Source organism: Actinomycetospora endophytica (genome assembly GCF_021026375.1).
Classification (GTDB): domain Bacteria; phylum Actinomycetota; class Actinomycetes; order Mycobacteriales; family Pseudonocardiaceae; genus Actinomycetospora; species Actinomycetospora endophytica.
The window spans coordinates 48,856-74,292 of the sequence record NZ_JAJNDB010000002.1 but is presented as its reverse complement, the minus strand read 5'-3'; the positions used below and the strand labels follow the sequence as shown (position 1 = coordinate 74,292).

Genomic DNA, 25,437 nt, shown 5'->3' with positions numbered 1-25,437 from the left:
CGATCCCGGCGTGCCTCAGGTGCTCCTGATCATCATCAAACGTGATCACCACGAACGACGACGGGCGGGCCATGGCCTCCGAGAGACCACCGACCCGCCCGTCGTGAGCGTCGAACGGACTACGCGTGCAGTTCCTCCGGCTCAGCAGCGGCGTCGGCCGCCTCCTGCTCGACCTGGGCCGCGACCAGATCCCGCGGCATGACCATCCGCACCGCGAGGAAGTAGATGACCAGCGACCATGCCGCGATGAGGATGAGGTCCCACCACTCCGGGATCACGGAGACCGCCGCGTCGTACTGGCCGAAGGCCGAGATGACCCCGATCCCGAGCAGCCACGGCAGGATCCAGCCGAGCGAGCGCAGCTGGAGGTCCTTGGCGGCCGCCGGGACGCCGTTCCGGGAGACCTGCACGGCCCGGAAGACGGCGAAGAGCACGAAGCCGATGACGATGGCCACGTACAGCTTCCAGAGGGTCGTCCACCCCGACCAGTAGATGATCTCGTTCGCCGCGATGAACGACAGCGGGGCGATGACACCGGCCGCGGGCATCCGGTAGGGCCGGGTCCGGTCCGGGTCGGCCTTGCGCAGCGCCGCGAGCGTGAGGGGCGCGAACCCGTACATGATCACTGTTGCCGAGGTGACCAGCGAGACCAGCGACTGCCAGCTCGGGAAGGGCAGGAAGGCGATGATCCCGACGACGAAGGCCACGGCCGTCGACACCCACGGGATGCCGCGCTTCGAGATCTTCGACAGGCCCTTGGGTGCGAAGCCGGACTGGCTCAGTGCGTAGGACAGGCGGGCCGAGGTCGCGACGTAGACCAGGCCGGTGCCCGCGGGCGAGACGAAGGCGTCGACGTAGAGCAGGATCGACAGCCAGGTCAGGCCCAGGGTTCCCGCGATCGTCACGTAGGGACCGAAGTCGCCCTTGCCGATCGGGTCGGCCCAGCCTCCGACGAGGTTGGCCGGGTCGAGCGCGCCGATGAAGGCGACCTCGAGGGCCAGGTAGATGATCACACCGAGCGCGACCGCGCCGATGAGCGCACGCGGCATGTCCCGCTGCGGGTTGCGGGCCTCGCCACCCATCTGGGCCGCCTGCTCGAACCCCTGGAGCGCGAAGACAACGCCGAGCGGCAGCGCCGCGAAGATCCCGTGCGCGCCGTAGGGGGCGAACCCGCCGCCCGCGGTGAAGTTCGACCCGTGGAACGACACGAAGATCAGCACGATCACCGTCAGGACGGGGATCGCGATCTTCCACAGCACGGTGATCCGGTTGGTCTCGGCCAGCCACGCGACCCCGAGGAGGTTGATCCCGGTGAACAGCACCATGAGCAGTGCCGCGATCAGGAACCCGAAGCCGGTGAGGTTGCCGTTCTCGTCGATGAAGCCGTGGAAGATGTGGTCGAGGTAGGACAGCGCGGCCTCGACCTCGATCGGCGCGATCGCGACCGCCTGGATCCAGCCGACCCAGCCCGCGCTGAACCCGGCGATCGCGCCGAACGCCAGCCGCGGGTAGCGCGCCGTGCCACCGGCGACCGGGTAGGTCGACCCCAGCTCGGCGTGCACCAGGGCCAGCAGGACGACGATGACCCCGGCGAGCACCCAGGACAGGATCGACGCGCCGCCGGCGGACTTGGCCGCCGTCAGCGCACCCAACAGCCAGCCCGACCCGATGATCGAGCCGAGCGAGATGAACATCAGTGCACTGAACCCGACGGTCCGGCGCAGCCCGGTGCCCGTGGTGAGGACGGGCGGTTCAGCGGTCGTGGACATGGCACTCCCGGATCGCGAAGTCGACAGGTCTGACGAGCACGTCCCACGGGCCCGGGCGCGTTCGATCAGCGGGATGATGCGCACCACTCGCCCCGTCCGCGACCCGGACTTGCGGGCGTAAAAACGATCAACGGCGCAGGTCGGTGGACAACTCGGGAACAATCCGACAGGCCGTAATCAGACCGTCACGCTGAGATGTCACCGCACCGATTCGGAGTCACCGTGTGAGTGCATCGTGACGGCGTTTTCCGCCACCCACAGTCAGACCGCCAGGGGCGGACCGTCTCCTCCGTCCGCCCGATCCTCCGCCTCCACCTGGGCGCGCAGGGCCGCGAGCGTGCGCGTCAGCAGGCGCGAGACGTGCATCTGGGAGATGCACAGCACCTCCGCGATCTCGGCCTGCGTCTGTTCGTGCACGAACCGCAGCGCCAGCATCAGCCGCTCCCGCGGGGGCAGGCTCGCGACCAGCGATCCGACCAGCGAGCGCACCTCGACGCGGTCGAACTCCGGGTCGACGGTGCCCAGGATGTTGGCCAGCGACGAGTCGTCCCCCTCGCCGAGGGTCTCGTCCAGCGAGGCCGGGTGGTACGAGCCGTGCGCGGCCACCGCCTCCGCCACCTCGTCGCGCCCGAGTCCGAGGTGCTCGGCGATCTCGGGCACCGTCGGGGCGCGGCCGAGGCGCTGCGAGAGCGCCGCGGTCGCGCCGCCCACGGCGAGGTAGCGGTCCTTGATGCTGCGCGGGGTCCGCACCGACCACGCCGAGTCCCGGAAGTAGCGCCGGACCTCCCCCATGATCGTCGGGACCGCGTAGGAGAGGAAGTCCCGCTCCCGGCCGGGGTCGAAGCGGTCGACGGCGTGCATCAGCCCGACGGTCGCGACCTGCTCGAGGTCGTCGGTCGGCTCCCCGCGCCGCGAGAAGCGCCGGGCGATGTTCCGCGCGACCGGGAGGTAGGCGACGACGAGCCGGTCACGCAGTTCGGCCCGGCGCGGGTCGTCAAGCGCGCAGGCGGCGTGCTCGACGAAGACCGGGACGAGCGCGGCGAAGTCCTCGCCGTCGGTGTCCTCACCCGGCGCCACGTCGGTCATGGGTCGTCCCCCGCCACCGCTCCCCGGCGAGCCGGGACGCGGACCTCACGAGCGGTGTCGTCGCGGCTGCGGGGTGAACCGGAGGACTCGTGCTCGCCGAGGTTGTCAGCCCGGCTCCCCGGGGCGCAAGCACCCTGATCAGGCGCCGCGCGCGACCGACCCGCCCGGGCCGACCCCGTGCACCAGGTCGAGCAGTGCGGCGTCGACGACGTCGTGGTGGGTGACGCTCACCGCGTGGGCGGCGTGCTCGACCTCCACCAGGCGCGCCGAGGGCCCGATCGCCTCGGTGATCCGTCGTCCGTGCGACGCCGGGGTGAGCCGGTCCTCGACCGCCGTGACCACGACGACGGGGATCCGGGCGAGCACCGGGACGGCGCCGGACTCGTCGTGGGAGAGCAGGCCGGCGCCGAACGCCTGGCCCACCGGCAGCGGCAGCTGCTCGGCGCGCGACTGCGCGTCGCGGACCTCGTCGTCGGTGGCGTCGTCGGTGAACAGCAGCCGGCGCAGCGTCCAGCGCCCGATCCAGGAGTCACGCCAGGGCAGCGTGTCCGCGAACGGGGCGGCCACGCGGGCCCCGGCCAGCAGGGCCGGGAGCAGCCCGAGCCGGCGCGCGGCGTCGTGGGCGAGCCCGAGCGGGCCCTCGCGCACCAGGTCCCCGGCGGAGGTCGCGACGAGGAACGCGCCGACCACCCGCGTGCCGAACCACTCCGGGCGCTGCCGGGCCAGCGCCAGGATGCTCATGCCGCCCATCGAGTGCCCGACGAGCACGACCGGGGACGACGGTGCGACGGCGTCGACGACCGCGGCCAGGTCGCGCCCGGTCTGGTCGACGGTGGCGTGGGAGGGCTCGCCCCAGCCGGAGCGGCCGTGCCCGCGCTGGTCCCACGTGACGATGCGGGCGTGCCCGTCGAGCGCGGCGATCTGGGGCTCCCAGAACCGGGAGTCCACGGTGAAGCCGTGGCAGAACACGACCGTCGGGCCGCGCGAGCCGCGGATCGTGACGTCGAGGGGGACGCCGTCGTCGCCGACGACGCCGGGGACCGGGCGTTCTCGCCCGCCGTGCAGAGCGGTGTCCATCACAGACCTCCGGAGCCCGTCAGGGGGGAGCTGACCGACTCACCACCGGGACGGGCATCCGGTCGGGCCACTCGGGCCCGGCCGCTCCCCCACGTCGGGGAGCGGGGCGGAGAGCCGCACGCGGGTTCGCGTGATCGGGGAGAGCGGACCGGCCGGGGGGACGACCGGTCCGCTCGACGCTCCGGGCGCCCGGGGGGAGGGGCCCGGGAGCGTCCCGCCGGACGAGCCGGCGGCACCATCGATGCTACTCACGGGGAACTTGTGACGGGCGCCCCGCCGACGCCTGCGACCTGCGTCTCCGTCCGCCGCGGACCGCTGCTCGGACCGGCGGTCAGCGCTCCACCGGAAGGACCACGTGGGACGGGTGCGCGGCGTCGTGGAGGACCTCGCGCTCCCGGCGGACGAGGATGTCCGCCTCGCCCAGGGCCGCGCTGGTGCCCGGGTGCCGGGCGAAGCGCGGGTGGGCGCCGCCGGAGACCTGCACGCGCAGCCGGTGCCCGGCGGCGAAGCGGTGTCCGACCGGCCACATCTCGATCTCGACCGCGACGCTCCCGTCCGCCGAGGGACCCGGTTCGGTCGGGGTGAGGCGCCGGATCCCGTCGGTCACGTTGACCGAGCGGCCGGCGTCGTCGACGTCGCAGACCCGGACGAACACGTCGAGGTGCTCGACCTCGGCCCGGACGTGGATCGTCGCGCGGACCGGGCCGAGCGCGACCAGGTCGGCCGCGAGGACCGGGCCGGTGAACACGACGACGTCGTCGCGGGCCTCGAGCGCGGTCTGGTCCCGGGGACCGGAGCGTCCGGTGAGGATCGGGCCGCCGACGGCGGGGGTCGGGTCGTACGGGTCGTACGTGATCCGGGTGCCGGCCCAGTGCTCGCCGCCGGTGCCCGGGACCGTCGGGGGCTCGTCGCGCAGGGTGTGGTCGGTCCGCAGGTAGAGGGCGTGCTCGGTGACGTGCGTGGGCGGCCAGTCGGGCAGGCGGCGCTCGCCCCCGCCGCCGGAGAGCTCGAGGTGCACCGGGAACTCCCTATCGGCGTGCTCAGTTGCATTGTCGGGACCCGTGACGCCGTCGAGGGTGCGGTCGAACAGGGCCAGCGCGTCGCGCAGCCCCGCGGCCATCCCGGCGGGCGTGGTGTGCACCCAGGGACCGATGCGCAGCAGCGGGCGGGCGCCCGCGGCGCGCAGTGCCGCGTGGTCGGCGAGCTGCCAGGGCAGGAAGATGTCCTGCCAGCCCCCGGTCATGCTCACCGCGACCCCGTTGCGCGCGACCTCGGGGACCCGGGCGGCGTAGGAGCGCTTGGCCCAGTAGGCCGAGTCGGGCGCCTGTTCGCGCAGCCAGTCCTGGAAGAAGTCGACGGGGTGCCCCGACGCGACGGTGTCCGCCCCGGACAGCGGAACCGTGCCGAAGCCGGCCTCGACCCGGTGGCGGACGCGCTCGGCGAGCTGCGCGCCGATCGTCCGACGCTGCATCATCGCCGCCCAGGACAGCCCGTTGTCGAGGGAGAAGGTGCCGCCGGGATAGGTCTGGTCGCGGAACTGCGAGGCGGTGACCATGGTCCCCATCGCCTGCAGCGCCGGGCCCGCGTCCGGAGCCAGGGCCCACTGCGTGATGCCGAGGTAGCTCGGCCCGAGGGTGACCACCCGGCCGTCGCACCAGGGCTGCGCCGCGAGCCAGCGCACCGTCGCGACGCCGTCGTCGGCCTCGTCGAACGGCGAGAGCGCGCCCTCGGAGTCCCGGGTGCCGCGGACCGACTGGACGACGACCTGGTGGCCCCGCTCGGCCACGACCCGCCCGAACACGAGGCCGACCCAGCCGGCCCGGCCGTACGGGCTGCGCACGAGCACGACGGGGCCCCGCGAGATCCCCGCCGGGACGTAGCGGTCGTGCCGCAGGACGACGCCGTCGGGCATCGGGACCGCCACGTCCCGGACGACGCGGACGCGGGGGGTTCGCGGGGCGGGCAGGCCGATGCCCCGCCGCAGCAGCCGGGTGACGGGACTCATCGGTCCATGATGACGTGGCCCTCGCCGCTGCACGGAGCACGGCCGCTGTTCACCGTGTGTTCGCCGGGGTCCGGTCGCACACGATTCCCGGCCGGGTGACGCTGCGGTCCGTGACGCGCACTCCCCGTGGCCAGGCTCCCGACGTCGGCGTGCCGGCGGACCTCGCCGAGCACATGACCGTCGCCGAGCAGCACGACTGGGTGCGCAGCTTCCTGCACCGCCACCCGGTGAGCCGGCGCACCGCGCTGAAGCAGGGCTCCGGTGTCGTCGCCGCCCTCGGGCTCGCGTCCGCGCCCTGGACGCTGGCCGCGTGCGCCTCGGCCGCGGGGGCGCCGGTCGCGGTGGTCGGGCGGCACCTGGCGTTCGGCGACGACCCGACCCGCTCGATGGCGATGGCCGGCGAACTGACCGCACCTCCGCCGGCGGGAGCGATGGTCGTCGACCTCGGGCAGGGCGGGACGTTCGGCGCGCAGATCCCGGTGGAGGTGCGGCGCCTCGTCTCCCAGGTCCCGCAGGCCGACGGCTCGATCCGCGCCAGCGACCAGTACTTCGTCCACGCGCTCGCCAACGGGCTCCAGCCCGGAGCGAGCTACCAGTACCGGTTCCGGATGCCCGACGGCACGACGACCGAGACGGCCACGTTCACCACCGCGCCGCGGACCGCGACCGGCCCGTGGAGCTTCACCGCGTTCGCCGACCAGGGCGTCGACATGGTCCCCCCGAGCGGGCTGTCCGGGTTCACCAACGAGCCCTACAAGCCCGACGACACCCGTCGCTCGATGACGCCGTCGACGTCCATGGTCGACCGCGTCGCCGCGACCCGCCCCGCGTTCCACCTGCTCGCGGGGGACATCTGCTACGCCGACCCCTCCGGTGAGGGCAAGCCGGTGAAGTCGACGGGCTCGTCGAAGTCGCCCTCCGGGTTCGACAGCTTCGACCCCACGGTGTGGACGACGTACTTCGGGCTGATCGAGCGCAGCGCCGCAACCACGCCGTGGATGTTCGCGACCGGCAACCACGACATGGAGGCGCTCTACGACGACAACACCGCGCACGGCGCCCGCCACGGCTACGGCGGGCACGCGGCGCGGCTCGACCTCCCGCGCACCGGGCCGAGCGCCTGCCCGAGCGTGTACTCGATGCGCTACGGCAACGTCGGGGTCGTCAGCGTCGACGCGAACGACCTGTCGATGGAGATCCCGACGAACGCGGGCTACTCGGGCGGCGCCCAGGTCACCTGGCTCCGGCAGACACTGACCGGGATGCGCGGCGACCCCGCGATCGACTTCGTGGTCGCGTTCTTCCACCACTGCGCGTTCGCGACGTCGGCCTCGCACGCCTCCGACGCCGGGGTCCGGGCCGCGGTCGCGCCGTTGTTCGACGAGTTCTCGGTGGATCTGGCGCTGCAGGGTCACAACCACCAGTACGAACGCACGAACCCGATCCGCCGCGGGCGCTCGGCCGCGCAGGCTCCCGACGGTGCGACGGTCCGGCCGGAGACCGACGGCACCACGTACGTCTGCGTGGGGTCGGGCGGGCGGCCCCGGTACTCGTGGCAGGCGGGCGAGACCGACCGCTACCGCGGCGACACCACCCCGGACAGCGGGGTGAACGTGGTGAGCTACCAGGCGGTCGGGGAATCGGCGAAGCTCCCGGACGTCGTCGACTGGTCGCAGGCCCGCTACCTCGACTACGCCTACGTGACGGTGGACGTCGTGCCGCCGCCGGGACCGGGGCAGACGACGACGATGACGCTGCGGGCGATCACCGACACCGGTCAGGAGATCGACCGCGTCACGTTGGAGCGGCGCGCGCACTGAGGGCGGTGCCGGTGCTGTGTGGCTCGGGATTGGTCAGCCCTGCCGCACCCGCCCCCGCCCCCGCCCCCGCCCCCGCCAGGTGATCAAGAGCACTGGAGGCATCCCGCAAGGCCGTGGGGCATGCGTGATGTGCCCCTCGTGGCGGGCCAGGCTCCGGCGCAGGTGATCAGGGGCACGTGGCGCAGGCCGGCGGGCGCATCGACCTGCGTGATGTGCCCTTCGTGGCAGGCGAGGCGGTCGGGCGTGGCGGGCGAGGCGGTCGGGCGTGGCGGGCGAGGCGGTCGGGCGTGGCGGGCGATGCGGCACCGCTGACACCGGACGTCAGCAACTCCACATCCTCGCGCGGGGCTGCCCCGGCGCGGCGGGCCGTGTGACGGGCCACCTCCGTGTCGCCGGAGCCCCGGGCGCCCGCGAGGATGCCCGGGTGCCACGGCCCCATCGCGTCATCGAGGTGCTCACCGCCCGCCGGGCGGCGGGCACACGTCCGGGCGCGCACGACGACGGCCACCGCGTGGTCGTCGCGATCGAGGGCGGCGGGAGCCGGGCGACGTACTCGTCGGGCATGGTGCTCGGGCTCGAGCGGCTGGGTTTCACCGACTCCTTCGACGCCGTCTACGGCGCCTCGGCGGGCGCGCTCGCCGGGAGCTGGCTCGCCGCGCGCCAGGTCGAGGAGTGCTGCGCGGGCTGGTGGCGCCCCGGGCTGATGGAGCGGGTGACGAAGCCGGCCCGGGGGTTGCGGGGGCGACCGGTCGTGGACGTCGAGTACCTCATCCACACCGTCGGCGAGAAGGTCATCCCGGTGCGCTGGCAGGACGTCGTCGACTCCGACCTGCCGCTGCACCCGGTCGCGACCGACGTCGACACCGGCCAGGCGCTCGACCTGGAGGGCACGATCTCCGACCCCGAGTCGCTCAAGCGGGCGCTGCAGGCCTCGGCGAACGTGCCGGTGCTCGCGGGGATGCCGATCGAGATCCACGGCCGTCGGCTGGTCGACGCCGCGGTGGCCGAGCCGCTGCCCTTCCACACCGCGCTCGACCAGGGCGCGACCCACGTGCTGATGCTGCGCACCCGCCGCGCCGACCAGGAGGCGATCGACGCCACCCGGCTGGAGAAGGCGCTCGTGGCCCGGCTCGGCGAGGCCCGGGTCCCCGGCCTGGTGCACGTGCTGGGGCGGCGCCTGGAGAACCGTCGGGCCGACGACGAGTGGCTCGCGAAGGCGAGCGCGATCGCCGGGGACGAGGGCGTCGACGAGCCCCCGCACCTGTTCGAGGTCCGGCCGCCGGAGGGATCGAACACGATCAACCCGCTGGAGACCGACCCGGACCGGCTTCGCCAGGGCGTCGAGACCGGATGCGAGGCGCTGAAGGAAGCCTTCGGCATGTGAACGAATGTGGTCGTCCGGGCGACCGAATTCATTCACATGGCGCGCAGCGCCAGCCCCGCCACGATCCGCGCGGCGTCCGCCCCCGCTGCGCGGACCCGCGACGGAGGGGACCCGCCGTCGAGCACCAGCACGGCCGCCGGCACCAGGGCGTGCCGGACGACGACGGCACCGTCGGGCCCGATCCCGACGCCGACCTCGAGCCGGGACTCCCCCGCCGCGTGCCGTCCGGCGTCATCGGCGTCCGACGGCGGGCCGGACAGGATCGCCGTCGGGATGCCCTGTTCCTCCGCGCCCGCGCAGACCTCCCGCAGCACGCCCGGCGGGGCGTCGTCGTGGACGGTGATCAGGACCGCGGGTGGCAGGGCGGGGTCGTCGGCGCGGTCGATGCGGCCATGGCACCCGGGTCCGCCGGAAACCATCACCCCGGAGAGCGGGCTGCTCACGACACCGCCTCGCGCGACGCCGCCGTCGGCCCGGCCGCGGTCCCGGCGTGGGTGTCCACCAGCCCGGCGGCCACGGCGTTGCGCGGACCCTCGGTGCCGTGGACGTTGCCGATGCCGCACACCACGCCGTAGGGCGCCAGCGCGTCGGCCACCATCCCGGGGATCTCGAAGTCCAGCGCGGACCCGCCGAGCAGCACCACCGAGCCGAGCAGCCGCAGCGAGCCCTGCGGCGCGACCTGGACGAGCGCCCGCAGCGCGTTCACCACGAACACCCGGCGCTTGGCCTCGCGGCGCACCCGCCGGACCTCCTCCAGCGACCCGCGCACCGGCACCGGCGCGAGCCCCTCGGGCGTGACGGTCACGACCTTCGCGAAGACCGCGGGCGGCAGCGCGTCGGTGTAGAACTGGACCGTGCCGTCCTCGTGGCGCACGTGGAAGAAGCTCTCCACCTTGGCCAGCGGGTGGCGCTTCACCGACTCCGCGGCGTCCCGGTCCTCGAGGCCGAGCTCGGAGTCGATGAGCTTGGTGACCAGCTCGCCCGCGCCGGCGACGTGCACGGCCGAGACCGCGCCGTCCCGGTCGAGCAGCGCCGCGTCGGTCGAGCCGCCGCCCATGTCGATGATCGCGATCGGCACCGAGGCGCCCGGGGTGGTGAGCGCGCCGCGCACCGCGACCTCGCCCTCGACCCCGCCGATGACCGTCTCGCAGCCGAGCTCGACGGAGATCGCGTCCACCACCGCCTGCATGCGGCTGCGGCTGGTGCGCACCATCGCCGCGAGCGCGACGGCGTTCTCCCGCGAGACCTCCCCGGCCAGCCCGCCGCGCACCACGGCCGGCACGACGGTGTCGACGGCGAGGACGTCACGGATCCGGATGTCCGACGCGGGCTGCCCGGTCACGTCGGTCATCGTGTCCCGGACGTTCGCGAGCATCCCGCCGACGTGGGTGCCCGGCTCACCATGTACGTCGGTCAGCGGGGCGACCCGCCCGATCGCCTCCATGATCGCGTCGGCGCCGCCGTCGACCCCGACGTCGAGGGATCGCCCGGAACCGGACAGGGTCAGCGTCCCGACGGGGATGCGCCGGTCGGTCACGTCGCCGGCGGGGGTCCGCACGACGACGGCGGACCGGTTGCCCGAGAGCGCCCGGGCGACCGGCGAGACCTGGCGGGTCTGCTCGGCGTCGAGGTCGAACGTGGAGGCCAGCCCGTACGAGTCCGACAACGTGCGGATGGTCCGCCCGGGCGGCGCGACCTCGACCGCCGCGAGCATCCCCAGCGGCACCTTCTCCACGGCCGACACCTCGTCGACCACCGGGATGCGGTGCGGCAAGCGGTTCACGACGAGGACCGCGTCGTCGCCGTGCATGACGGCCGCGACCACGTCGACGCCGCGCTCGGACGCCCCGTTCAGCAGGTGCGCGACGTCGTCGAAGTCCGCGCCGGCTTCGATCACGACGACGACCGGGACGTCGGCCTCGACGGTCGTCAGCTCGTCCAGCGCCACCGTCATCCCGACGCCGAGGCCCTCGCCGCCGGGGGTGTCGGGGTTGTGGCCGATCATCGTCGACTCGGTGATGATCGTCTCGGTGATGGTCTCCATCGCGAGCCCGCTGATGACCGGCGTGGCCTCGTTGAGGAGCACCGTCGCGAGGGCGTCAGAGGGCCGCCCGGCGGCCTCGAGGGCACGCCGGACGGCCGTGACGGCCCCGGCGGTGTTCGCCGGGGTGCCTTTCACACCCGTCGTCCGGGTGAGTGAGGAGGCCAGGCGCGCCACCTCGCCGGGGACGACCTCCGCGATGCACGCCTCGGTCGTGGAGTTGCCGATGTCGACGCCGATGACGAGGGACACTCCCGGCCTTCCTGAGTCGTGACGGTGGTAGGTGGCCTCCGGCCCGGTGAGCACTAATCCGTGCCAGAGCACGGAATAAGGGGAGCACGCCGATAGGGCTCACGAGCGCGGCAGCGCACCTAGTCGACGCGGGTGATGACCGGCTCGACCTCGACCGCCGCGCGGGCGTGGTCGATGCACTCGAACTCCTTGAGGTGCAGCAGCGCCGCCTTGGCCTGCCAGCGCGGGCGGGCCATCTGGTCGTTGCGCGTCGGCACCGGGCGAGGCGACTGCCCCTGCGCGTACTGCGCCGCGTTCGCCCCGATCGCCCGGAAGACCTCGGCGTCGAGCAGCGGGGCCTGCGGGAACAGCTCGAGGTTCGAGAGCCGCGCCAGGTCGCGCTGGTGCAGCACCGTGGTGCCCCGCGAGAGGACGCCGACCGCGATGCCGGAGCCGGAGAGCTTGGCCCCGAAGTGGGCGATCGCCGCGAGGTCGGTGGTCCGGTAGACCTTGATCACCCGCGCCGAGCCGCCGCGCTCCTCGATGCCCGCCAGCAGTTGGCGGACGACCTCGGCGTGCGGCACGTCGACGATCGTCTTCGTGAACGGGTCCCCGAACGCCGGGGAGAGCGCGATGACGACCTCCTCGGGCCGGGTCCCGCGCTCGGCGGGCCCGATCTCGCGCAGCGCGAGCGTGCGGACCGACTCCACTGCGGCGGTCATACGACCTCCTCCTCGGGGTTCTCGGCGGAGGTGACGTGGCGGAGCTTCTTGAGCTCTTCCCACCGCTCGCCGGACAGGCGGTAGCCGGTGCCGGGGCCGGCGTAGTCGTTGGCGTCGTTGATCGCCGCCAGCGGGACGAAGTCGCCGGTCAGCACGGCGGCGGTCTGCAGCAGGTCGCCGGAGACGCGCTGGCGCAGCACCTTGAGGTAGTTCTCGGCGACCTCGCCGAAGCCGCTGCGCTCGAGGGCCTTCACCAGGTCCAGCCCGGTGATGCCCCGCTCCATGACGCTGCGGGCGCCGTCGAGGTCGGCGAGCACGTCGCGGTCGGGGTAGTCGTCGCTCGAGTTCGCGTAGGTCGCCGCCTCGACCTCCTCGTCGGTGATCACCGGGAGGTCGAGCTCGGCGAACAGCGCCTGCATCGCGCGCGCCGCCTTGTTGCGGACCTGCAGGATCACGTCCTCGCGGACGTGGCGCAGGCCGCCGTCGACCTGCATGTCGCGCTGGATGACGTTCCAGTCGTCGTAGTCGTCGGTCTCGAGGTTCGACCCGGCGAACATGTTGTCCTTGTTCGGCACGGCCGAGTACCCGGAGCAGACGAAGTCGGTGCCCGGCAGCATCTGCGGCAGCAGCCGGCTGGTGCGGCGCATCGGCGAGTGCGAGAACGACTGGTCGTTGCCGGAGGCGCACTCGAGGTCCATCCAGCTCGCGACGAGGTTCTCCGCCGCGACCGCCCGGATGCCGCCGGGGACCGCCCCGGGGACACCGATGCACGAGATCGAGCCGTTCTGCAGCCCCTGCACCCCGGCGCCCTTGGCCATGAGGATGCAGCGGATCTCCAGGTACAGCATGGAGCGGCCCTCGGCGTTGCCCATCTGCACCTCGGAGCCGGTGCCCGAGGTGAAGCGCATCTTGATCCCACGCGACGCGTAGGCCGACGCCAGGAACGCCTTCGACCACGGGGTGTCGTCGCCGTCGACGAACACCGACTCGGTGCCGTAGATCGAGATCGTCTCGGCGTAGGCGGTGATGCCGCGCATCCCGAGGTCGAGCTCGGTGGCCTCCTCCAGCGCGCACTGGGTGAGCGTGCCGCCGCGTCCGACCTGGCCGCCGACCTGCAGGCCGATCGCCACCAGCGGCGCGTAGCGCACGACGCCGAGGGTGCTCTCCAGCTCCGCGAACCCGCGGACGGCGCCCTCGGCGGCGTCCGCCGCGACCTGGATCGGGTTGTCCTTGGCGCTCGTCGAGTGGGCCTGGTTGGCCGGGGTGCGCCGCGAGCGGGTCTTCTGGATGCCCATCATGATCTCGACGACGTTCATCAGCTTGACGACGTCGAGGATCTTCGCCGGGGTGAGGCCCCGGCCGAGGGCGACGACGTCGGCCCGCGAGGTCCGCGGGTCGACGAGCATCCGGGCGATCTCGATCGACGGGGTCGCGACCGCCTCCTCGCAGGCCTCGACGTCGATCGCATGGTCGGCGATGAAGGTGTCCATGAAGTCGAACCGGTCGCGGGTGCGGCCGTCGAGCTCGACGATCCGGCCGCCCTCGACACGGACCGAGGGCTGCGGGTCGAAGTCCGACTCCATCGCGACGAGGCCCTTCTCGGGCCACTCCTCGACGAAGCCGTCCAGGTTCACCGGACGCGCTTCGAGGATCTCGGTGCGCTTCGACGTCCGGACGCCGCTGTCGGTGGGGCGGGGTGCCACTGCCGTCATCTCAGGCCTCCTCAGGGGCGAGCGGAGCGACGGGGAGGTCTTCCGCGAGCAGGTTGCGGGCCGCGTAGACCTGCGCGGCCTCGCGGACGAGCGCGGCGCACGTGCCGGCGGAGTAGGTGTCCTCCAGCCGGGACGCGAGCTCGGAGAGCTGCGCGGCGGTCGAGGCGTTCGGACGGAGCGCGTTGTACATCGCCAGCACCTCGTCGTCGGGGATGGCGGTCATCTCCGAGGCGCGGGTGAAGTTCTCGGCGAGCTGGCGTCGGCCGGCCGCGGCCGCCAGCTGACCCTGCAGCGCGAGGGTGTCCGGGCTGATACGCAGGTCCTCGGACGTGATGTCCCCGGAGACGACGGCGGCCATGGTCAGGTCGTCGAGGGTCTTGCCGGTGGGGGTGCGCAGCAGATCCGGGCGGTTGATCGAGAGCGGGTAGTCCACGGCGGTGAGCTCAGTGACGTTGCTGGTCATCGGGAGGCCTCCTTCGACGACGACGGGGTGGCGGTGGCGGGCTGCCCGGGCACGACGACGTCGGCGGCCGTGGCCGGGTGGCGGGGGTCGACGTTGGCGCCGGCCTCCGCCGACTCCGGCGTCGGCGCGGGCACCGGGGCGTCGAGCGCCGCGGGGACCTCGAGGCGCTCGATGACCAGGACGTAGAGCCCGCCGCCGATGAGCGCGCCGATGCACGGGGCGACGATCGGCAGCCACCAGTACTGCACGCCGTCCGGGGTGACCCAGGCGGACTGGTAACCGGTCAGCCACTCGGCCAGGCGGGGACCGAAGTCACGGGCCGGGTTGATCGCGTAGCCGGCGTTGGTGCCCCACGCGAAGCCGATGCCCAGCAGCAGCAGGCCGACCATGAAGGGCAGGAGCATCGACGCCGCGCCCTGCAGCGTCGCGAGCAGCGCGAACAGCACGAAGACCAGCAGGGCGGTGCCGACGACCTGGTCGAAGAACGCCGTCGTGACGCCGTGGTTCGGCAGCGTCGAGAAGATCGTCTGCGACGACGAGGTCAGGCCGGGGTCGACGGCCACGATGCCCGAGTTGTAGACGGCGCGGGTGATCAGCGCGGCGACGAAGGCGCCCGCGGTCTGGGCGAGCGCGTACGGCAGCACGTTGCGCCAGGGCAGCTTGCGGTAGACGGCCATGGCGAGGGTGACCGCGGGGTTGAGGTGGCCGGCGCCGAGGCGGCCGGCCACGTAGATCCCCATGATCAGGCCGGCGACCCAGCCCCAGGTCAGGGTGCTCCAGTCGCCGGCCTTGCCCTCCGAGACGACGTACTGGGCGACCGACGCGGTGCCGAAGAGGATCAGGATGAACGTGCCGGCGAACTCGCCGATCAGTTCTCGTGTGAGGGGGGAGGTGCGGGACACGGGACGGCTCCTGTTCGGCGGCGGTGCCGGGGGGTCAGGCCGGGACGGGGGTGCTGATCGCGGCCACGGCGGCCGTGGCCACCTGGACGTCCTGCTCCGCGGAGCCGGCACTCACGCCGACCGCGCCGACGAGCACGCCGTCGCGGTGGACCGGGATGCCGCCGCCGAAGACGACGAGGCCGCCCGCGGTCTGCTCCAGGCCGTAGAGCTCGGCGCCGGGCTGCACGAGCGGCATGAGCGCCGCGGTCGGGGCCTCCATGAGGACCGAGGTCCGTGCCTTGCGCTGGGCGATGTCGATGCTCGCCCGGATGGCGCCCTCCTGGCGGGCGAAGGCGAGCAGATGCCCGCCGTCGTCGACGACGGCGACGTTCATCGGCTGGCCGATCGTGTCGGCCTCGGCGAGCCCGGCGTCGAGCGCGATGCGGGCGTCGGCCAGGGTCAGGCCCGGCATGGGGAACCTCCGTGGGAAGGGGGATCGCCACGCCGGGTGACAGTCCGTCGCGTGGCCCGCCGGACTGTGGCCCGACGGGGCACGACGCTAGGGATCCACAACGTCCTCCGACCACGGGGAGTGTTCCCACTCCGGCCCGTGGGGGTTTTCCCGTAGCCCGCGCGGCGGCTTCCGGGGCCGCCGCTCTACCGCCCGAGGACCGCCGTGCGGGTCGCCGCCAGGTGCTCGGCCAGGCGGCGGTGCGCCTCCTCGGGCGCCTGGGGATCGAGCGCGTCGAGGATCGCCTCGTGCTGGGCGAGGATCGCCTGGGCGCGGTCCGGCCCGCGGCCGAGCATCGAGCCCAGGTTCATCCGCAGCTGGCGGTCCCGCAGCGAGCCGTACAGCTCGACGAGGATCGGGTTGTGCGCGCTCTCGACGAGCACGGTGTGGAACCGGCGGTCCCCCTCGGCGAAGCCGGTCTCGTCCCCGGCCGCGAAGGCGGCGCGCTGCACGTCGAGCTCCTCGCGCAGCCGCACGACGACGGCCTCGCGCTCGATCTCGGGCGCGGCGCACAGCTTGGCGAGGGCGTGGCCCTCGACGAGCTCACGCGCCTCGAGCACGGACTCCACCTCGGTCGGGGAGACCGCGACGACGAGCGCGCCGCGTTTCGGGAACAGCCGGAGCAGCCCCTCGGCCTCCAGTCGGAGGAACGCCTCCCGCACCGGGGTGCGGCTCATCGCCAGCACCTCGGCCACCTGGCCCTCACTGATGAGGTCGCCGCCCGGGAGGCTGCCGTCCAGGATGCCGGCCTTCGTGTGCCGGTAGGCCCGTTCCTTGGCCGACAGTGCCGCGCCCACCACGTCCCCACTCTTGCCGCGTTGTCGCGGTGACCCTACTCTCACCGCATTGATGCATCTTGTATGCATGCGCCATCGGGGGCGAGGAGGACGTACGTGAGCACGACGACGCCGTCATGCGTCCGGTCCGCGGCAGCACGGGACACCGACACCCCGACCGCCCCGGACACGCTGCTCGGCCGGGTCGTCTCACGACTGCGCGAGCTCACCGGGGCCGACGCGGGCTGGGTCGTGCGGGTGGACGAGGCCGCCGGGACCTGGGCCGTCGACGCGGCGGACGGCCCCGGCCTGCCGCCGGGCGGGGTGGTGGCCGAGGTCGTGCGGATCCGGGACGTCGTGGTCGTCGCCGGCGGGCCCGGCGGGCGGTCGGTCCTGGCCGTCCCGGTGCGCCGCGGGCCCCGCCTGGTCGGGGTGTGCGTGGTCGCCGCGGCGTCGCCGAGCGCCGCCTTCGCCGCGCCCGACCGCGGGCTGGCCGAACTGGTCGCCGAGTACGCCGCGCTCGCGCTGGCCGATCACGGCTCGCTGTCGGGGCGGGGGCTCGTGGAGGCGCTGCGCCAGGAACTGGCCTGGGCCGAGGGGGCGGGCGTGCGCGCGGACCTCGTCGCCGTCGGCCAGCCCGCCCTCGACGTCCCCCTCGCCGACGAGGTCTTCCGCGTGGTCCAGGAGGCGCTGGCGAACGTCGTCGCGCACGCGGGCGCCCGCCACGTCCAGGTCGGCGTGGTCCCGGGCCCCGGCACGCTGACGGTGCTCGTCGAGGACGACGGCCGGGGCTTCGACGCGGCCGCCCACGGCCGGCTGCACGAGGCCGCCTCCGGCTCCCACCAGGGGCTGGCCGCGATGGCGGCGCGCGCCCGGCGCCTCGACGGCGAGCTGGAGATCGACAGCACGCCGGAGTGCGGCACCGTCGTACGCCTGACCGTGCCCTGCGGGGCCGAGCCCGCCACCCCGGGCCGGACCCGGCCGTCCGTGCTCGTGGCCGCGACCCGCCCCGTGGTGCGCGCCGGTGTGGTGCGCCTGCTGCAGCTCGGCGCCCCGGAGCTCGGGATGGTCTCGGAGGTGGACGGCCCCGACGACCTCGCGGCGACCTGCCGGCTGCTCGGGCCCGACGTGCTCGTCGTCGAGCCCGACGTCCTCGCCCCCGACGACGACCTCGCGGGCGCCCTGGACCGGGTCGCGGCGCTGCCGGCGCCACCCGCCGTCGTGCTGCTCGCGCCCTCCTGCCCCGGCGACCGGCTGCGCACCGCCGTGGCGGCCGGGGTGAGGGGCTGCGTCGGACCCGACGCCGGCGATCGGCTGGCGGCCGTGGTCGCCGCCGCCGGCCGCGGCGAGACGTCCTTCGCGGCCGACCAGCTCGGGCAGCTCGCCGCGCCGCCCGTCCCCGCCCGGGGCGTGACCCAGCGCGAGCGGGAGGTGCGCGGGCTGGTCGCGCAGGGGTTCACCGACCGCCAGATCGCCACCGCACTGCAGATCTCGGCGAAGACCGTCGAGAAGCACGTGGGATCGCTGCTGCGCAAGACCGGCGCCCGCAACCGCACGATGCTGGTCCACCTCGGCGACCGGTGAGCCTCAGCCGATCGGCGCGAGCCCCCGGGCGATCCCGACCGCCGCGGACAGTCCGCTCACCGGGCTGAAGCGGTCCGAGGCCTCGTTCAGCGCGGCCCACTCGTCGCCGCCGAGCACGATCTCGGCCGCCGCGCAGTTGCTCTCGAGCTGGGCCACCGAGGACGCGCCGGGGATGGCGCACACCTCGGGACGGTGGATCGTCCAGGCGAGCGCGATCTGCGAGGACGTCGCGTCGTGCGCGTCGGCGATCTCGCGCAGCGTGCCGATCAGCGGCTGGGCCCGGCGCAGCGACTCGGGCAGGAAGAGCGGGTTGATCGCACGGACCCGGTTGGCCGGCCGGTGCTCGGGGTCGAACTTGCCCGAGAGCAGCCCCTGCGCGAGCGGGCTGTACGCGATGACGGCGCGCCCGGCCTCGGCGGCGTAGGGCAGCAGCTCCCGTTCGGGGTCGCGCGACACCAGGCTGTACTGCACCTGGTTCGAGATCACCCGCGAGCCCAGCGCGGTCTCGGCGGCCTGCCAGCGGTCCAGCGAGTAGTTCGAGACGCCGACCTCGTCGACCACGCCGGCGGCCTGCAGCGTGCGCATGCCGGGCATGGTCCGGCGGTCGCTGATCACCGGGTTGGGCTGGTGGACCTGGTAGAGGTCGAGCGGCCGGCGGACCCGGGCCGAGCTGGCCACGCCCCGCTGCTCGACGACCGGCCCCACCGGCAGCACCGGGAGGATCTTCGAGGCGACGACGGTGGTGGCCGGATCGGCGTCGGCGGTGTCCAGGGCGTCACCGAGGATGCGCTCGCTGCGCCCGAAGCCGTAGAGCTCCGCGGTGTCGAACACCGTGATCCCGAGCTCGAGGGCGCGCTTGACGATCCGCGCGGCCTCGGAGTCGGGGCCGGAGGCGTAGTCGCCGCCGTAGCCCCACTCGGCGGACCCGAACTGCCAGGTGCCGAGACCGATCGCCGACCATCGCTTCGCCGTCGGAAGCTGGAGATGACGCATGCCTCCTTGCTACCGGATCCGGTCGGGCCGCACGTCCGGACGGGTCTGAAACCTCGATCACCGTTGCGTCACTCGTTCCGCTGAACGGGCGACAAGATCCGCAACGCGGCCCCCGACGAGCCAGTTGACCTCATGTCATCGCACGGCAGCGGAGCGTGACCACGCACGCTGCCATCGGCTCCCCCCGTCGAAAGGCGTGCACTCATGGCGACGCTGCGCAAGGCCGTCCTCGCGACGGCGATGGTCTCCACCGGACTGGTCTCCTGCGCGGGCATGGCCCTCGCGGACGACCACGGCTCCGACGCGGGCACCGCCCAGAAGGGCGTGGTCAACTCGAGCGACTTCGCCCCGAACACCACGGGCGCGGCCTGCAACAACGACGTCCCCGTCAACGCCCTGGGCGTGCAGGTCCCGGTCCAGGACAACGCGGGCTCGGTGCCGCTGCTCTCGAAGGCCGGCCACGGCAACTCCGCGGCCAACGCCAAGAGCTGCAGCAACCCCATCTCGGCCGTCAACTAGAAGCGGCTCCGTCGCCCCTGTCACGGGCGGCGGTTCGGGTCCACGGGCCCGGTCACCGGTGCTCCCAGGTCACCGGTGACCGGGCCCGTGGTGTGTCCGGGGGAAGATCGACGTGTCCGCCGCGGGATCCGGCGGGCACCCGCGCCGGTGCCCGAGACCACCAGCGACGGTCACTGGATCGTCGTCGACGGCCGCCGTTGGCGGGCGACCGATCCCGCGATCCCGGAGCGCGACGCGTCCCGGCTGCGGCGCTGGCTGATGGCGGCCCGGCGCGACGTCGGGACCGCCACGCGAGCCGGCGACCACGACGCCGAGCGTCAGGCGCGGCAGCGCGTCCAGGCGGCGAAGACCGCCCTCGGCGAACGCGGACCGTACTGGTGGGACCAGCCCGAGGACGAGCGCCGCGCGCGCTGGTCGGACGGGCTGGACCGGGCCGGGGCCGAGGGCTACTGAGCGCCCTGCCCCGTCACGGCGGCAGCGAGCCGCCGTCGCCCCAGACAGGAGGAAGATCCCGTGACCACGCCCCCCGTCCAGAACGACCCCAACCCGAACGACCCGAACCCCGGCCGCTCGAGCGCCACGCTCGCGGCCTTCTCCGGCCAGGTGCAGCGCCGGGTCGGGCTCGAGACCCCGAGCGAGGCCGAGATCCTCACCCGGGCCACGCTGAACGAGCTCGGGAAGGCGATCAGCTCCGGTCTCGCGGAGGACCTCACGGTCAGCCTCCCGCCGGAGCTCTCCGCCGAGCTGCGCGCCCAGCGCCACTCCGACGACCAGGCCCGCGCGGTCAGCCGCGCGGCGTTCGTCGACGCGGTCAGCGGGCCGGTGCACTCGGTCGACGCCGAGAAGGTGGAGCACCAGGTCGAGCAGGTGCTGCGCCTGCTGGGCGAGTGGCTGCCCGACGACCAGGTCGACCGCACCCTCGATCAGCTGCCGAAGGAGCTGGCCGCCCTGATGCGCTAGTTCCTGCCCGCCGTCCCCCCGGGGCTCAGCGCTTCGTCCTCGTGGGCACCGGGGCCTCGGTGGGGCCCGGGTCCTGCGTCGGCGGGGTCTGCGTCTTCGTGGGCTTCGTCGGCTGCGTGGGCTCCGGCGGGTCCTGCTTCGGCGGGTCCTGCGTCGGCGGGTCCTGCTTCGGCGGGGGCACGACGACGGGTGGCGCGACGGGCGCCGCCGGTGCCGGCGGCGGGACGGCCGCGTCGGTCGTGCGCGTGTGCCGCGAGGTGGTCGACCGGGTCGTGCTGCCGGTGGCGGCCTCGCTCGTGGGCGCGGCGTCACTCGTCGTCCGGTCGCTCGACGGGTCACCCGTCGCCTGGTCGTCCGGCGACGCCGGGCCGAGGACCGGCACCACGGGCGGGGCGGGCACCGTCGCGCCGGCGGCCCCCGGGAGCGTCGCGACACCCGCGATCGCCGCGAGGCTGGTGACCGGGGCGACGCCGGTGGCCACGACGAGGCCGAGCGCGGCGGTCGCGGCGACCACGAACCCCAGCAGGGAGTGCGCGGCGCCGGGCAGGCCCGGTCGCCGCCCCGGCTTGCGGACCTCGGGGTCGATGAGCGACGTCTCCGACTCGGCCGACGCGTCCGGCACGGGCGACTCTGGCATCACGTCGGCGTAACGACGTCACCCGTTCAGGGGTGACGGATCTGGTTCGAACGACCACGTGCGGTGACCGATCCGGCGTGTCGTGTCGCACGGTGTGATCGCCCGCCGTGTCGGTCGGCCCCCGGCGAGGTAGCCGACCGCGATCGATTCTCGACGAGGAGGGACCGACGTGGGCGCACGACTGGACGGGACGGTCGCGGTGGTGACCGGGGCCTCGAGCGGCATCGGGGAGGCCACCGCCCGGGCGCTGGCCGGCGAGGGCGCGCACGTGGCGCTGCTCGCCCGCCGTCGGGAGCGGCTCGAGGCACTGGCGGGCGAGCTCGGCGACGGCAGCAGTGTTCACGAGGTGGACGTGGCCGACGCCGAGGCCGTGGCCCGGGCGATCGCGGACGTCGTCGCCCGGCACGGGCGCCTCGACGTGCTCGTGAACAACGCCGGCTACGGGTCGATGACCCCGGCGACCGGGTCGGCGCTGAGCGAGTGGCGCACGATGGTCGACGTCAACGTCAACGGGGTGCTCGGGACGACGCACGCCGCGCTCGACCACCTCCGCCGCGCCGCGACCGGCGAGCGCGGGATCGCCGACGTGGTGACCGTGTCCTCGGTCGCCGGGCGCAAGGTCTCCGGTCCCGCGGTCAACGTCTACGCGGCGACCAAGCACGCCGTCGGAGCCTTCTCCGAGGCGCTGCGCCAGGAGCTGGGCACCGACCACGTCCGGGTCGGCCTCGTCGAGCCGGGCCTGGTGCGCAGCGAGCTCACCGAGGGCCAGGGCGCGGCCCAGCAGGCGGAGGCGGAGCAGGAGCTCGGCCTCATGGAGCCCTCCGACATCGCCGACGCGATCGTCTACATGGTGACCCGCCCGCGCCGGACCGCCGTCAACGAGATCCTGGTCCGCCCGACCGAACAGGCCCGCTGACCTGAGTTGTGCTAAACAACTCAGCTATGGAGATCCCTGAAGGCGTGGGCTGGACGGCCCTGATGACCGCGTACGCCCGGGCGCAGGACTCGCGCCGCGCCGACGCGCTGGTCGACGACCCCTGGGCCCGGGCGGTGATCGCGCAGGCCACCGAGGCCGACGGCGGCGCTCACCTGCCCCGGCTGGGACCGGCCCGCGACGACGGGTCGTCCGAGCTGTGGACCTCCCTCGGCACCTACTTCGTCGCCCGGACGCCGTTCTACGACGAGCACGTCCTGGCCGGGGTCGGCGACGGCGTCGACCAGGTGGTGCTGCTCGCCGCCGGCTTCGACGGCCGTGCGCAGCGGCTCGACCTGCCGTCGGGGACGACGGTCTACGAGGTGGACTCCGGTCCGGTCCTCGACTTCAAGGACGCCGCGGTCGCCGGCTCCGCGGTCCGGGACGGCGTCGACCGGCGCACCGTGCGCGTCGACCTGCGTGACGACTGGTCCGGCGCCCTCGTCGACGCCGGGTTCGACCCGACCCGTCCGGCCGTGTGGCTGGCCGAGGGCCTGTTCATGTACCTCGACGAGGCGCAGAGCGACCGGCTGCTGACGACGATCGGGTCGCTGTCCGCGCCCGGGAGCCGGGTGGCCACGGAGTGGTTCGAACGCAACCCGGCGGGCGAGGCCTCGCTGGTGGACCGGCCCGACGACCAGGAGCGCCTGGCGGGCGAGATGGTCGGCTCGCTGTTCCGGTCCGGGCCGCCCGCGCCGCCGCGGGAGTGGCTCGCGGCGCACGGCTGGGACGTCGTCGAGGTGACCGACGTCGGCGCCCGCGCGGCCCGGCACGGCCGGGAGGTGCCCTGGATGTTCGACCCGGCGCACCCCGACGGGCTGCGGGTGCACCTGGCGGCCGGGCGCCGGCCGGCGGCGGTCAGGTGATGGCCAGCAGCACCGCGAACGAGCACAGGTTGAACGTGGCGTGCGTGGCGACGCACGGCCAGATCGAGTGGGTGCGCTCGTAGAGCACCGCGTTGAGCACGGCGAGCACCAGGACGGCGAGGAAGGCGACGTTGAGCCCGTGGGCGAGCGCGAACACCAGGCTCGCCACGACGGTCGCCACCACCCGCCCGTAGCGGCGCATCGACCCGTAGCCCACGCCGCGGAAGAGCAGCTCCTCGCCCAGCGGCACGACGAGTCCGCCGAGCAGTACGGCGAAGAAGGCCGCGGTCGGGCCGGAGAACCGCGTCAGGTCCTGCTGCGGGTCGCTGTGGTCCCCGGTGACCGTCACGTACACGATGATCAGCAATCGGGAGAGCAGCCAGACGCTGATCCCGAGGCCGACCGCGTACGCCACGGTCCGGGGTGCGACCCGCCGGATCCCGATCGCCGACGGGATCCGGACCCGCAGCGACAGCGCCACCCCGACGGCGACGAACGCCGCGGCGGCCGAGATCGCGAGCAGACCCGGCGCGCCCGGCAGCCGTCCGTACGCGGTCTGGATGACCACGCCCGCCACGAGCTGGACCGAGACGTAGACGACCGCACCGACCACGAACTCCAGCCAGCCCAGCCGGCGTCCGTCCCGGCCGACCCCGATCTCGGAGCGGTCGAGGAGGGTGGCGTCGGCGAGACCGGCCGGTGGCTCGTCCGGGTGCTCCGGCTCTCCCGGCCGGGGTTCGGCTCCGTCGCGGACGTCGCTCACCGCTGCGCCCGGTCGGCCCGCGCGGGGCGGGAACCCTCCGGCGGCGGCGGGGTCGGCGGGATCTCCGCGAAGTCGTCCGACATGCGGTTCGGGTACCCCGCTAGCCCCGCGAGCCCACCGACAGGTGCGCCACGCTCTCGACGACCTGGTTGGGCCGGTAGGGGTAGCGGTCCATCTCGCTCTCGTCGGTGACCCCGGACAGCACCAGGATCGTGTGCAGGCCGGCCTCCATGCCCGCGACCATGTCGGTGTCCATCCGGTCACCGATCATCGCCGTGGTCTCGGAGTGCGCCCCGATGGTGTTGAGCCCCGCGCGGATCATCAGCGGGTTGGGCTTGCCGACGAAGTAGGGCTTCTTGCGCGTGGCGTGGGTGATGAGCGCGGCCACCGAACCGGTCGCGGGCAGCGTCCCCTCCGCCGACGGGCCGGTCGCGTCGGGGTTGGTGCAGATGAAGCGCGCCCCGCCCTCGATGAGCCGGATCGCCCGGGTGATCGCCTCGAACGAGTAGGTCCGGGTCTCGCCGATGACGACGTAGTCGGGCGAGCGCTCGGTGAGGACGTAGCCGACCTCGTGCAGCGCCGTGGTCAGGCCGGCCTCCCCGACGACGAAGGCGGTGCCGTTCGGCCGCTGGGCGTCGAGGAACTGGGCGGTCGCGAGCGCCGAGGTCCACAGGTTCGCGACGGGGATGTCGATGCCGCTCGCGCGCAGGCGTGCCTGCAGGTCACGGGGGGTGTAGATGGAATTGTTCGTCAGCACGAGGAAGTGCTTGCCGGCCTCGCCGAGCCGGCGGATGAACTCGTCCGCGCCCGGCAGCGCGTTCTCCTCGTGGACGAGCACGCCGTCCATGTCGATGAGGTAGTGCTCGAGATCGGGGACATCGTCGGTCCCGGACCCGACCGGGGCACGGCCGTCGTCGGGACTCATGCCGCCTTCAGGTGGGTCTCGAAGAACCGCAGGATCCGGCCCCAGGCGTCCTCGGAGGCGTCGTGGTCGTACCCGGCGCCGAGGCGGCGGACCACGGCCTGGGCGGGGAAGCGCTCGAAGAACGAGTGGCCCGCCGTCGGGTAGGTCTTCACGTCCTTCTCGACGCCGAGGGCGTCCAGCGCCGACTCCAGCCGCTCCGGGTGGCCCTTGAGCGAGACGTCCCGGGCGCCGAAGCTCGCCACCACCGGGCAGATGCCCTCCAGCTCGCGCTCGGCGTCGGTCGGGACGTGCCCGTAGTTCGGCGCGACCGCGGCGAAGTCCTGCCGCGCCCCGGCGAGCAGCGCGAACCCGCCGCCCTGGCAGAACCCGATGGCCCCGACCCGTCCGGTGCAGTCGTCGCGCCCGGCGAGCCAGGCCCGCGCGGCGTCGATGTCGTCGAAGACGTCGCCGGTCCCGCTGGTCATCGACCGGAACACCGCGGCCACGCAGCGCGGACCGCCGCCGCGCGGCGAGTAGAGGCGCGGCGCCACCGCGACGTAGCCCGCCGTCGCGAGCCGGTCGGTGTGCTCGCGGAGGTCGTCGGTCATGCCGAAGGCGTCCTGCAGGACGACGACGCCGGGCCACGGTCCGTCCCCGACCGGCGGTGTCGCGAGGTAGGCCTGCTGGTGCGAGCCGGCGCCTGCCGGGATGTGCAGGTCGGGCACGTCGGGGTTCCTCTCTCGGCGGATCAGCGCGGGGC

25 protein-coding genes are annotated in these 25,437 nt (G+C 73.9%); 8 read left to right on the top strand and 17 right to left on the bottom strand.

The features are described 5' to 3' along the window. Positions 1-119: 119 nt before the first annotated feature. The 4 genes from LQ327_RS11255 to LQ327_RS11240 form a co-directional block, all read right to left on the bottom strand. On the bottom strand, positions 120-1,769 hold the full coding sequence (locus LQ327_RS11255; RefSeq protein WP_230733389.1) for an APC family permease: 1,650 nt from the start codon (positions 1,767-1,769) through the stop codon (positions 120-122). 261 nt (positions 1,770-2,030) lie between these two features. Then, positions 2,031-2,855 (bottom strand): SigB/SigF/SigG family RNA polymerase sigma factor, encoded by an 825-nt coding sequence (locus LQ327_RS11250; protein ID WP_230733387.1) that lies wholly within the window; start codon positions 2,853-2,855, stop codon positions 2,031-2,033. A 138-nt stretch (positions 2,856-2,993) separates the two neighbouring features. After that, positions 2,994-3,932: an alpha/beta fold hydrolase gene (locus tag LQ327_RS11245; RefSeq protein ID WP_230733385.1), complete on the bottom strand. Its 939-nt coding sequence runs from the start codon at positions 3,930-3,932 to the stop codon at positions 2,994-2,996. 331 nt (positions 3,933-4,263) lie between these two features. Next, positions 4,264-5,937, bottom strand: a complete 1,674-nt coding sequence (locus tag LQ327_RS11240) for a CocE/NonD family hydrolase (RefSeq protein WP_230733383.1) — start codon at positions 5,935-5,937, stop codon at positions 4,264-4,266. A gap of 110 nt (positions 5,938-6,047) precedes the next feature. Between LQ327_RS11240 and LQ327_RS34720 the strand changes: the two genes are divergently transcribed. Continuing rightward, on the top strand, positions 6,048-7,757 hold the full coding sequence (locus LQ327_RS34720; RefSeq protein WP_230733381.1) for a metallophosphoesterase: 1,710 nt from the start codon (positions 6,048-6,050) through the stop codon (positions 7,755-7,757). A gap of 424 nt (positions 7,758-8,181) precedes the next feature. Then, the gene (locus tag LQ327_RS11230; RefSeq protein WP_230733378.1) at positions 8,182-9,141 is read left to right on the top strand and encodes a patatin-like phospholipase family protein; all 960 of its coding nucleotides are present in this window, start codon (positions 8,182-8,184) and stop codon (positions 9,139-9,141) included. Positions 9,142-9,173: 32 nt separating this feature from the next. Here LQ327_RS11230 and LQ327_RS11225 read toward each other — a convergent pair whose 3' ends face one another. The 8 genes from LQ327_RS11225 to LQ327_RS11190 all read right to left on the bottom strand — a co-directional run bounded on the left by LQ327_RS11225 (position 9,174) and on the right by LQ327_RS11190 (position 16,499). Further along, on the bottom strand, positions 9,174-9,584 hold the full coding sequence (locus LQ327_RS11225) for a glycerol dehydratase reactivase beta/small subunit family protein (protein ID WP_230733377.1): 411 nt from the start codon (positions 9,582-9,584) through the stop codon (positions 9,174-9,176). Continuing rightward, positions 9,581-11,434, bottom strand: coding sequence for a diol dehydratase reactivase subunit alpha (locus LQ327_RS11220; protein ID WP_230733375.1), 1,854 nt, complete (start codon positions 11,432-11,434; stop codon positions 9,581-9,583). The genes LQ327_RS11225 and LQ327_RS11220 overlap by 4 nt, the downstream gene beginning before the upstream one ends. A gap of 119 nt (positions 11,435-11,553) precedes the next feature. Continuing rightward, complete coding sequence (locus LQ327_RS11215; protein WP_230733372.1) at positions 11,554-12,135, bottom strand: propanediol/glycerol family dehydratase medium subunit; 582 nt, start codon at positions 12,133-12,135, stop codon at positions 11,554-11,556. Continuing rightward, positions 12,132-13,847, bottom strand: coding sequence for a propanediol/glycerol family dehydratase large subunit (locus tag LQ327_RS11210; protein ID WP_230733371.1), 1,716 nt, complete (start codon positions 13,845-13,847; stop codon positions 12,132-12,134). Before LQ327_RS11210 ends, LQ327_RS11215 begins: the two co-directional genes overlap by 4 nt. 1 nt (position 13,848) lies before the next feature. Beyond that, a complete protein-coding gene (locus LQ327_RS11205) occupies positions 13,849-14,310 on the bottom strand; it encodes a diol dehydratase small subunit (protein WP_230733369.1) in 462 nt (153 codons plus the stop codon). Continuing rightward, positions 14,307-15,212: an MIP/aquaporin family protein gene (locus tag LQ327_RS11200; RefSeq protein ID WP_230733367.1), complete on the bottom strand. Its 906-nt coding sequence runs from the start codon at positions 15,210-15,212 to the stop codon at positions 14,307-14,309. Before LQ327_RS11200 ends, LQ327_RS11205 begins: the two co-directional genes overlap by 4 nt. A gap of 34 nt (positions 15,213-15,246) precedes the next feature. After that, positions 15,247-15,663, bottom strand: coding sequence for a GlcG/HbpS family heme-binding protein (locus LQ327_RS11195; RefSeq protein WP_230733365.1), 417 nt, complete (start codon positions 15,661-15,663; stop codon positions 15,247-15,249). Positions 15,664-15,848: 185 nt separating this feature from the next. Continuing rightward, entirely contained in the window at positions 15,849-16,499 is a 651-nt protein-coding gene (locus LQ327_RS11190) for a GntR family transcriptional regulator (protein WP_230733363.1), read from the bottom strand. 96 nt (positions 16,500-16,595) lie between these two features. On the opposite strand from LQ327_RS11190, the gene LQ327_RS11185 reads away from it, so the two are divergent. Next, a complete protein-coding gene (locus tag LQ327_RS11185) occupies positions 16,596-18,062 on the top strand; it encodes a LuxR C-terminal-related transcriptional regulator (RefSeq protein ID WP_230733361.1) in 1,467 nt (488 codons plus the stop codon). A 3-nt stretch (positions 18,063-18,065) separates the two neighbouring features. Here LQ327_RS11185 and LQ327_RS11180 read toward each other — a convergent pair whose 3' ends face one another. Next, on the bottom strand, positions 18,066-19,055 hold the full coding sequence (locus LQ327_RS11180; RefSeq protein WP_230733359.1) for an aldo/keto reductase: 990 nt from the start codon (positions 19,053-19,055) through the stop codon (positions 18,066-18,068). Between the two features lie 204 nt (positions 19,056-19,259). On the opposite strand from LQ327_RS11180, the gene LQ327_RS11175 reads away from it, so the two are divergent. The 3 genes from LQ327_RS11175 (at position 19,260) to LQ327_RS11165 (ending at position 20,534) form a co-directional block, all read left to right on the top strand. Further along, positions 19,260-19,574 carry a hypothetical protein gene (locus LQ327_RS11175; RefSeq protein ID WP_230733358.1) on the top strand — a complete coding sequence of 105 codons (315 nt, stop codon included), beginning with the start codon at positions 19,260-19,262 and terminating at the stop codon, positions 19,572-19,574. 147 nt (positions 19,575-19,721) lie between these two features. Then, the gene (locus tag LQ327_RS11170; RefSeq protein WP_230733356.1) at positions 19,722-20,027 is read left to right on the top strand and encodes a hypothetical protein; all 306 of its coding nucleotides are present in this window, start codon (positions 19,722-19,724) and stop codon (positions 20,025-20,027) included. A gap of 60 nt (positions 20,028-20,087) precedes the next feature. Further along, positions 20,088-20,534 (top strand): DUF2267 domain-containing protein, encoded by a 447-nt coding sequence (locus LQ327_RS11165; RefSeq protein ID WP_230733354.1) that lies wholly within the window; start codon positions 20,088-20,090, stop codon positions 20,532-20,534. 25 nt (positions 20,535-20,559) lie between these two features. On the opposite strand, the gene LQ327_RS11160 is transcribed toward LQ327_RS11165, so the two are convergent. Then, entirely contained in the window at positions 20,560-21,171 is a 612-nt protein-coding gene (locus tag LQ327_RS11160) for a DoxX family protein (RefSeq protein WP_230733352.1), read from the bottom strand. Positions 21,172-21,340: 169 nt separating this feature from the next. Between LQ327_RS11160 and LQ327_RS11155 the strand changes: the two genes are divergently transcribed. Beyond that, complete coding sequence (locus tag LQ327_RS11155) at positions 21,341-22,087, top strand: SDR family oxidoreductase (protein WP_230733350.1); 747 nt, start codon at positions 21,341-21,343, stop codon at positions 22,085-22,087. A gap of 26 nt (positions 22,088-22,113) precedes the next feature. Next, positions 22,114-23,010: an SAM-dependent methyltransferase gene (locus LQ327_RS11150; RefSeq protein ID WP_230733348.1), complete on the top strand. Its 897-nt coding sequence runs from the start codon at positions 22,114-22,116 to the stop codon at positions 23,008-23,010. Here the strand turns inward: LQ327_RS11150 and LQ327_RS34715 are convergent. From LQ327_RS34715 to LQ327_RS11135, 3 genes are all read right to left on the bottom strand, one after another. Next, entirely contained in the window at positions 23,003-23,773 is a 771-nt protein-coding gene (locus LQ327_RS34715) for a CPBP family intramembrane glutamic endopeptidase (RefSeq protein WP_230733346.1), read from the bottom strand. The two genes, LQ327_RS11150 and LQ327_RS34715, sit on opposite strands and share 8 nt — an antisense overlap. A gap of 100 nt (positions 23,774-23,873) precedes the next feature. Next, positions 23,874-24,620 (bottom strand): HAD-IIA family hydrolase, encoded by a 747-nt coding sequence (locus tag LQ327_RS11140; protein ID WP_230735006.1) that lies wholly within the window; start codon positions 24,618-24,620, stop codon positions 23,874-23,876. A 74-nt stretch (positions 24,621-24,694) separates the two neighbouring features. Beyond that, positions 24,695-25,402, bottom strand: coding sequence for a dienelactone hydrolase family protein (locus LQ327_RS11135; protein ID WP_230733344.1), 708 nt, complete (start codon positions 25,400-25,402; stop codon positions 24,695-24,697). Positions 25,403-25,437 lie beyond the last annotated feature (35 nt).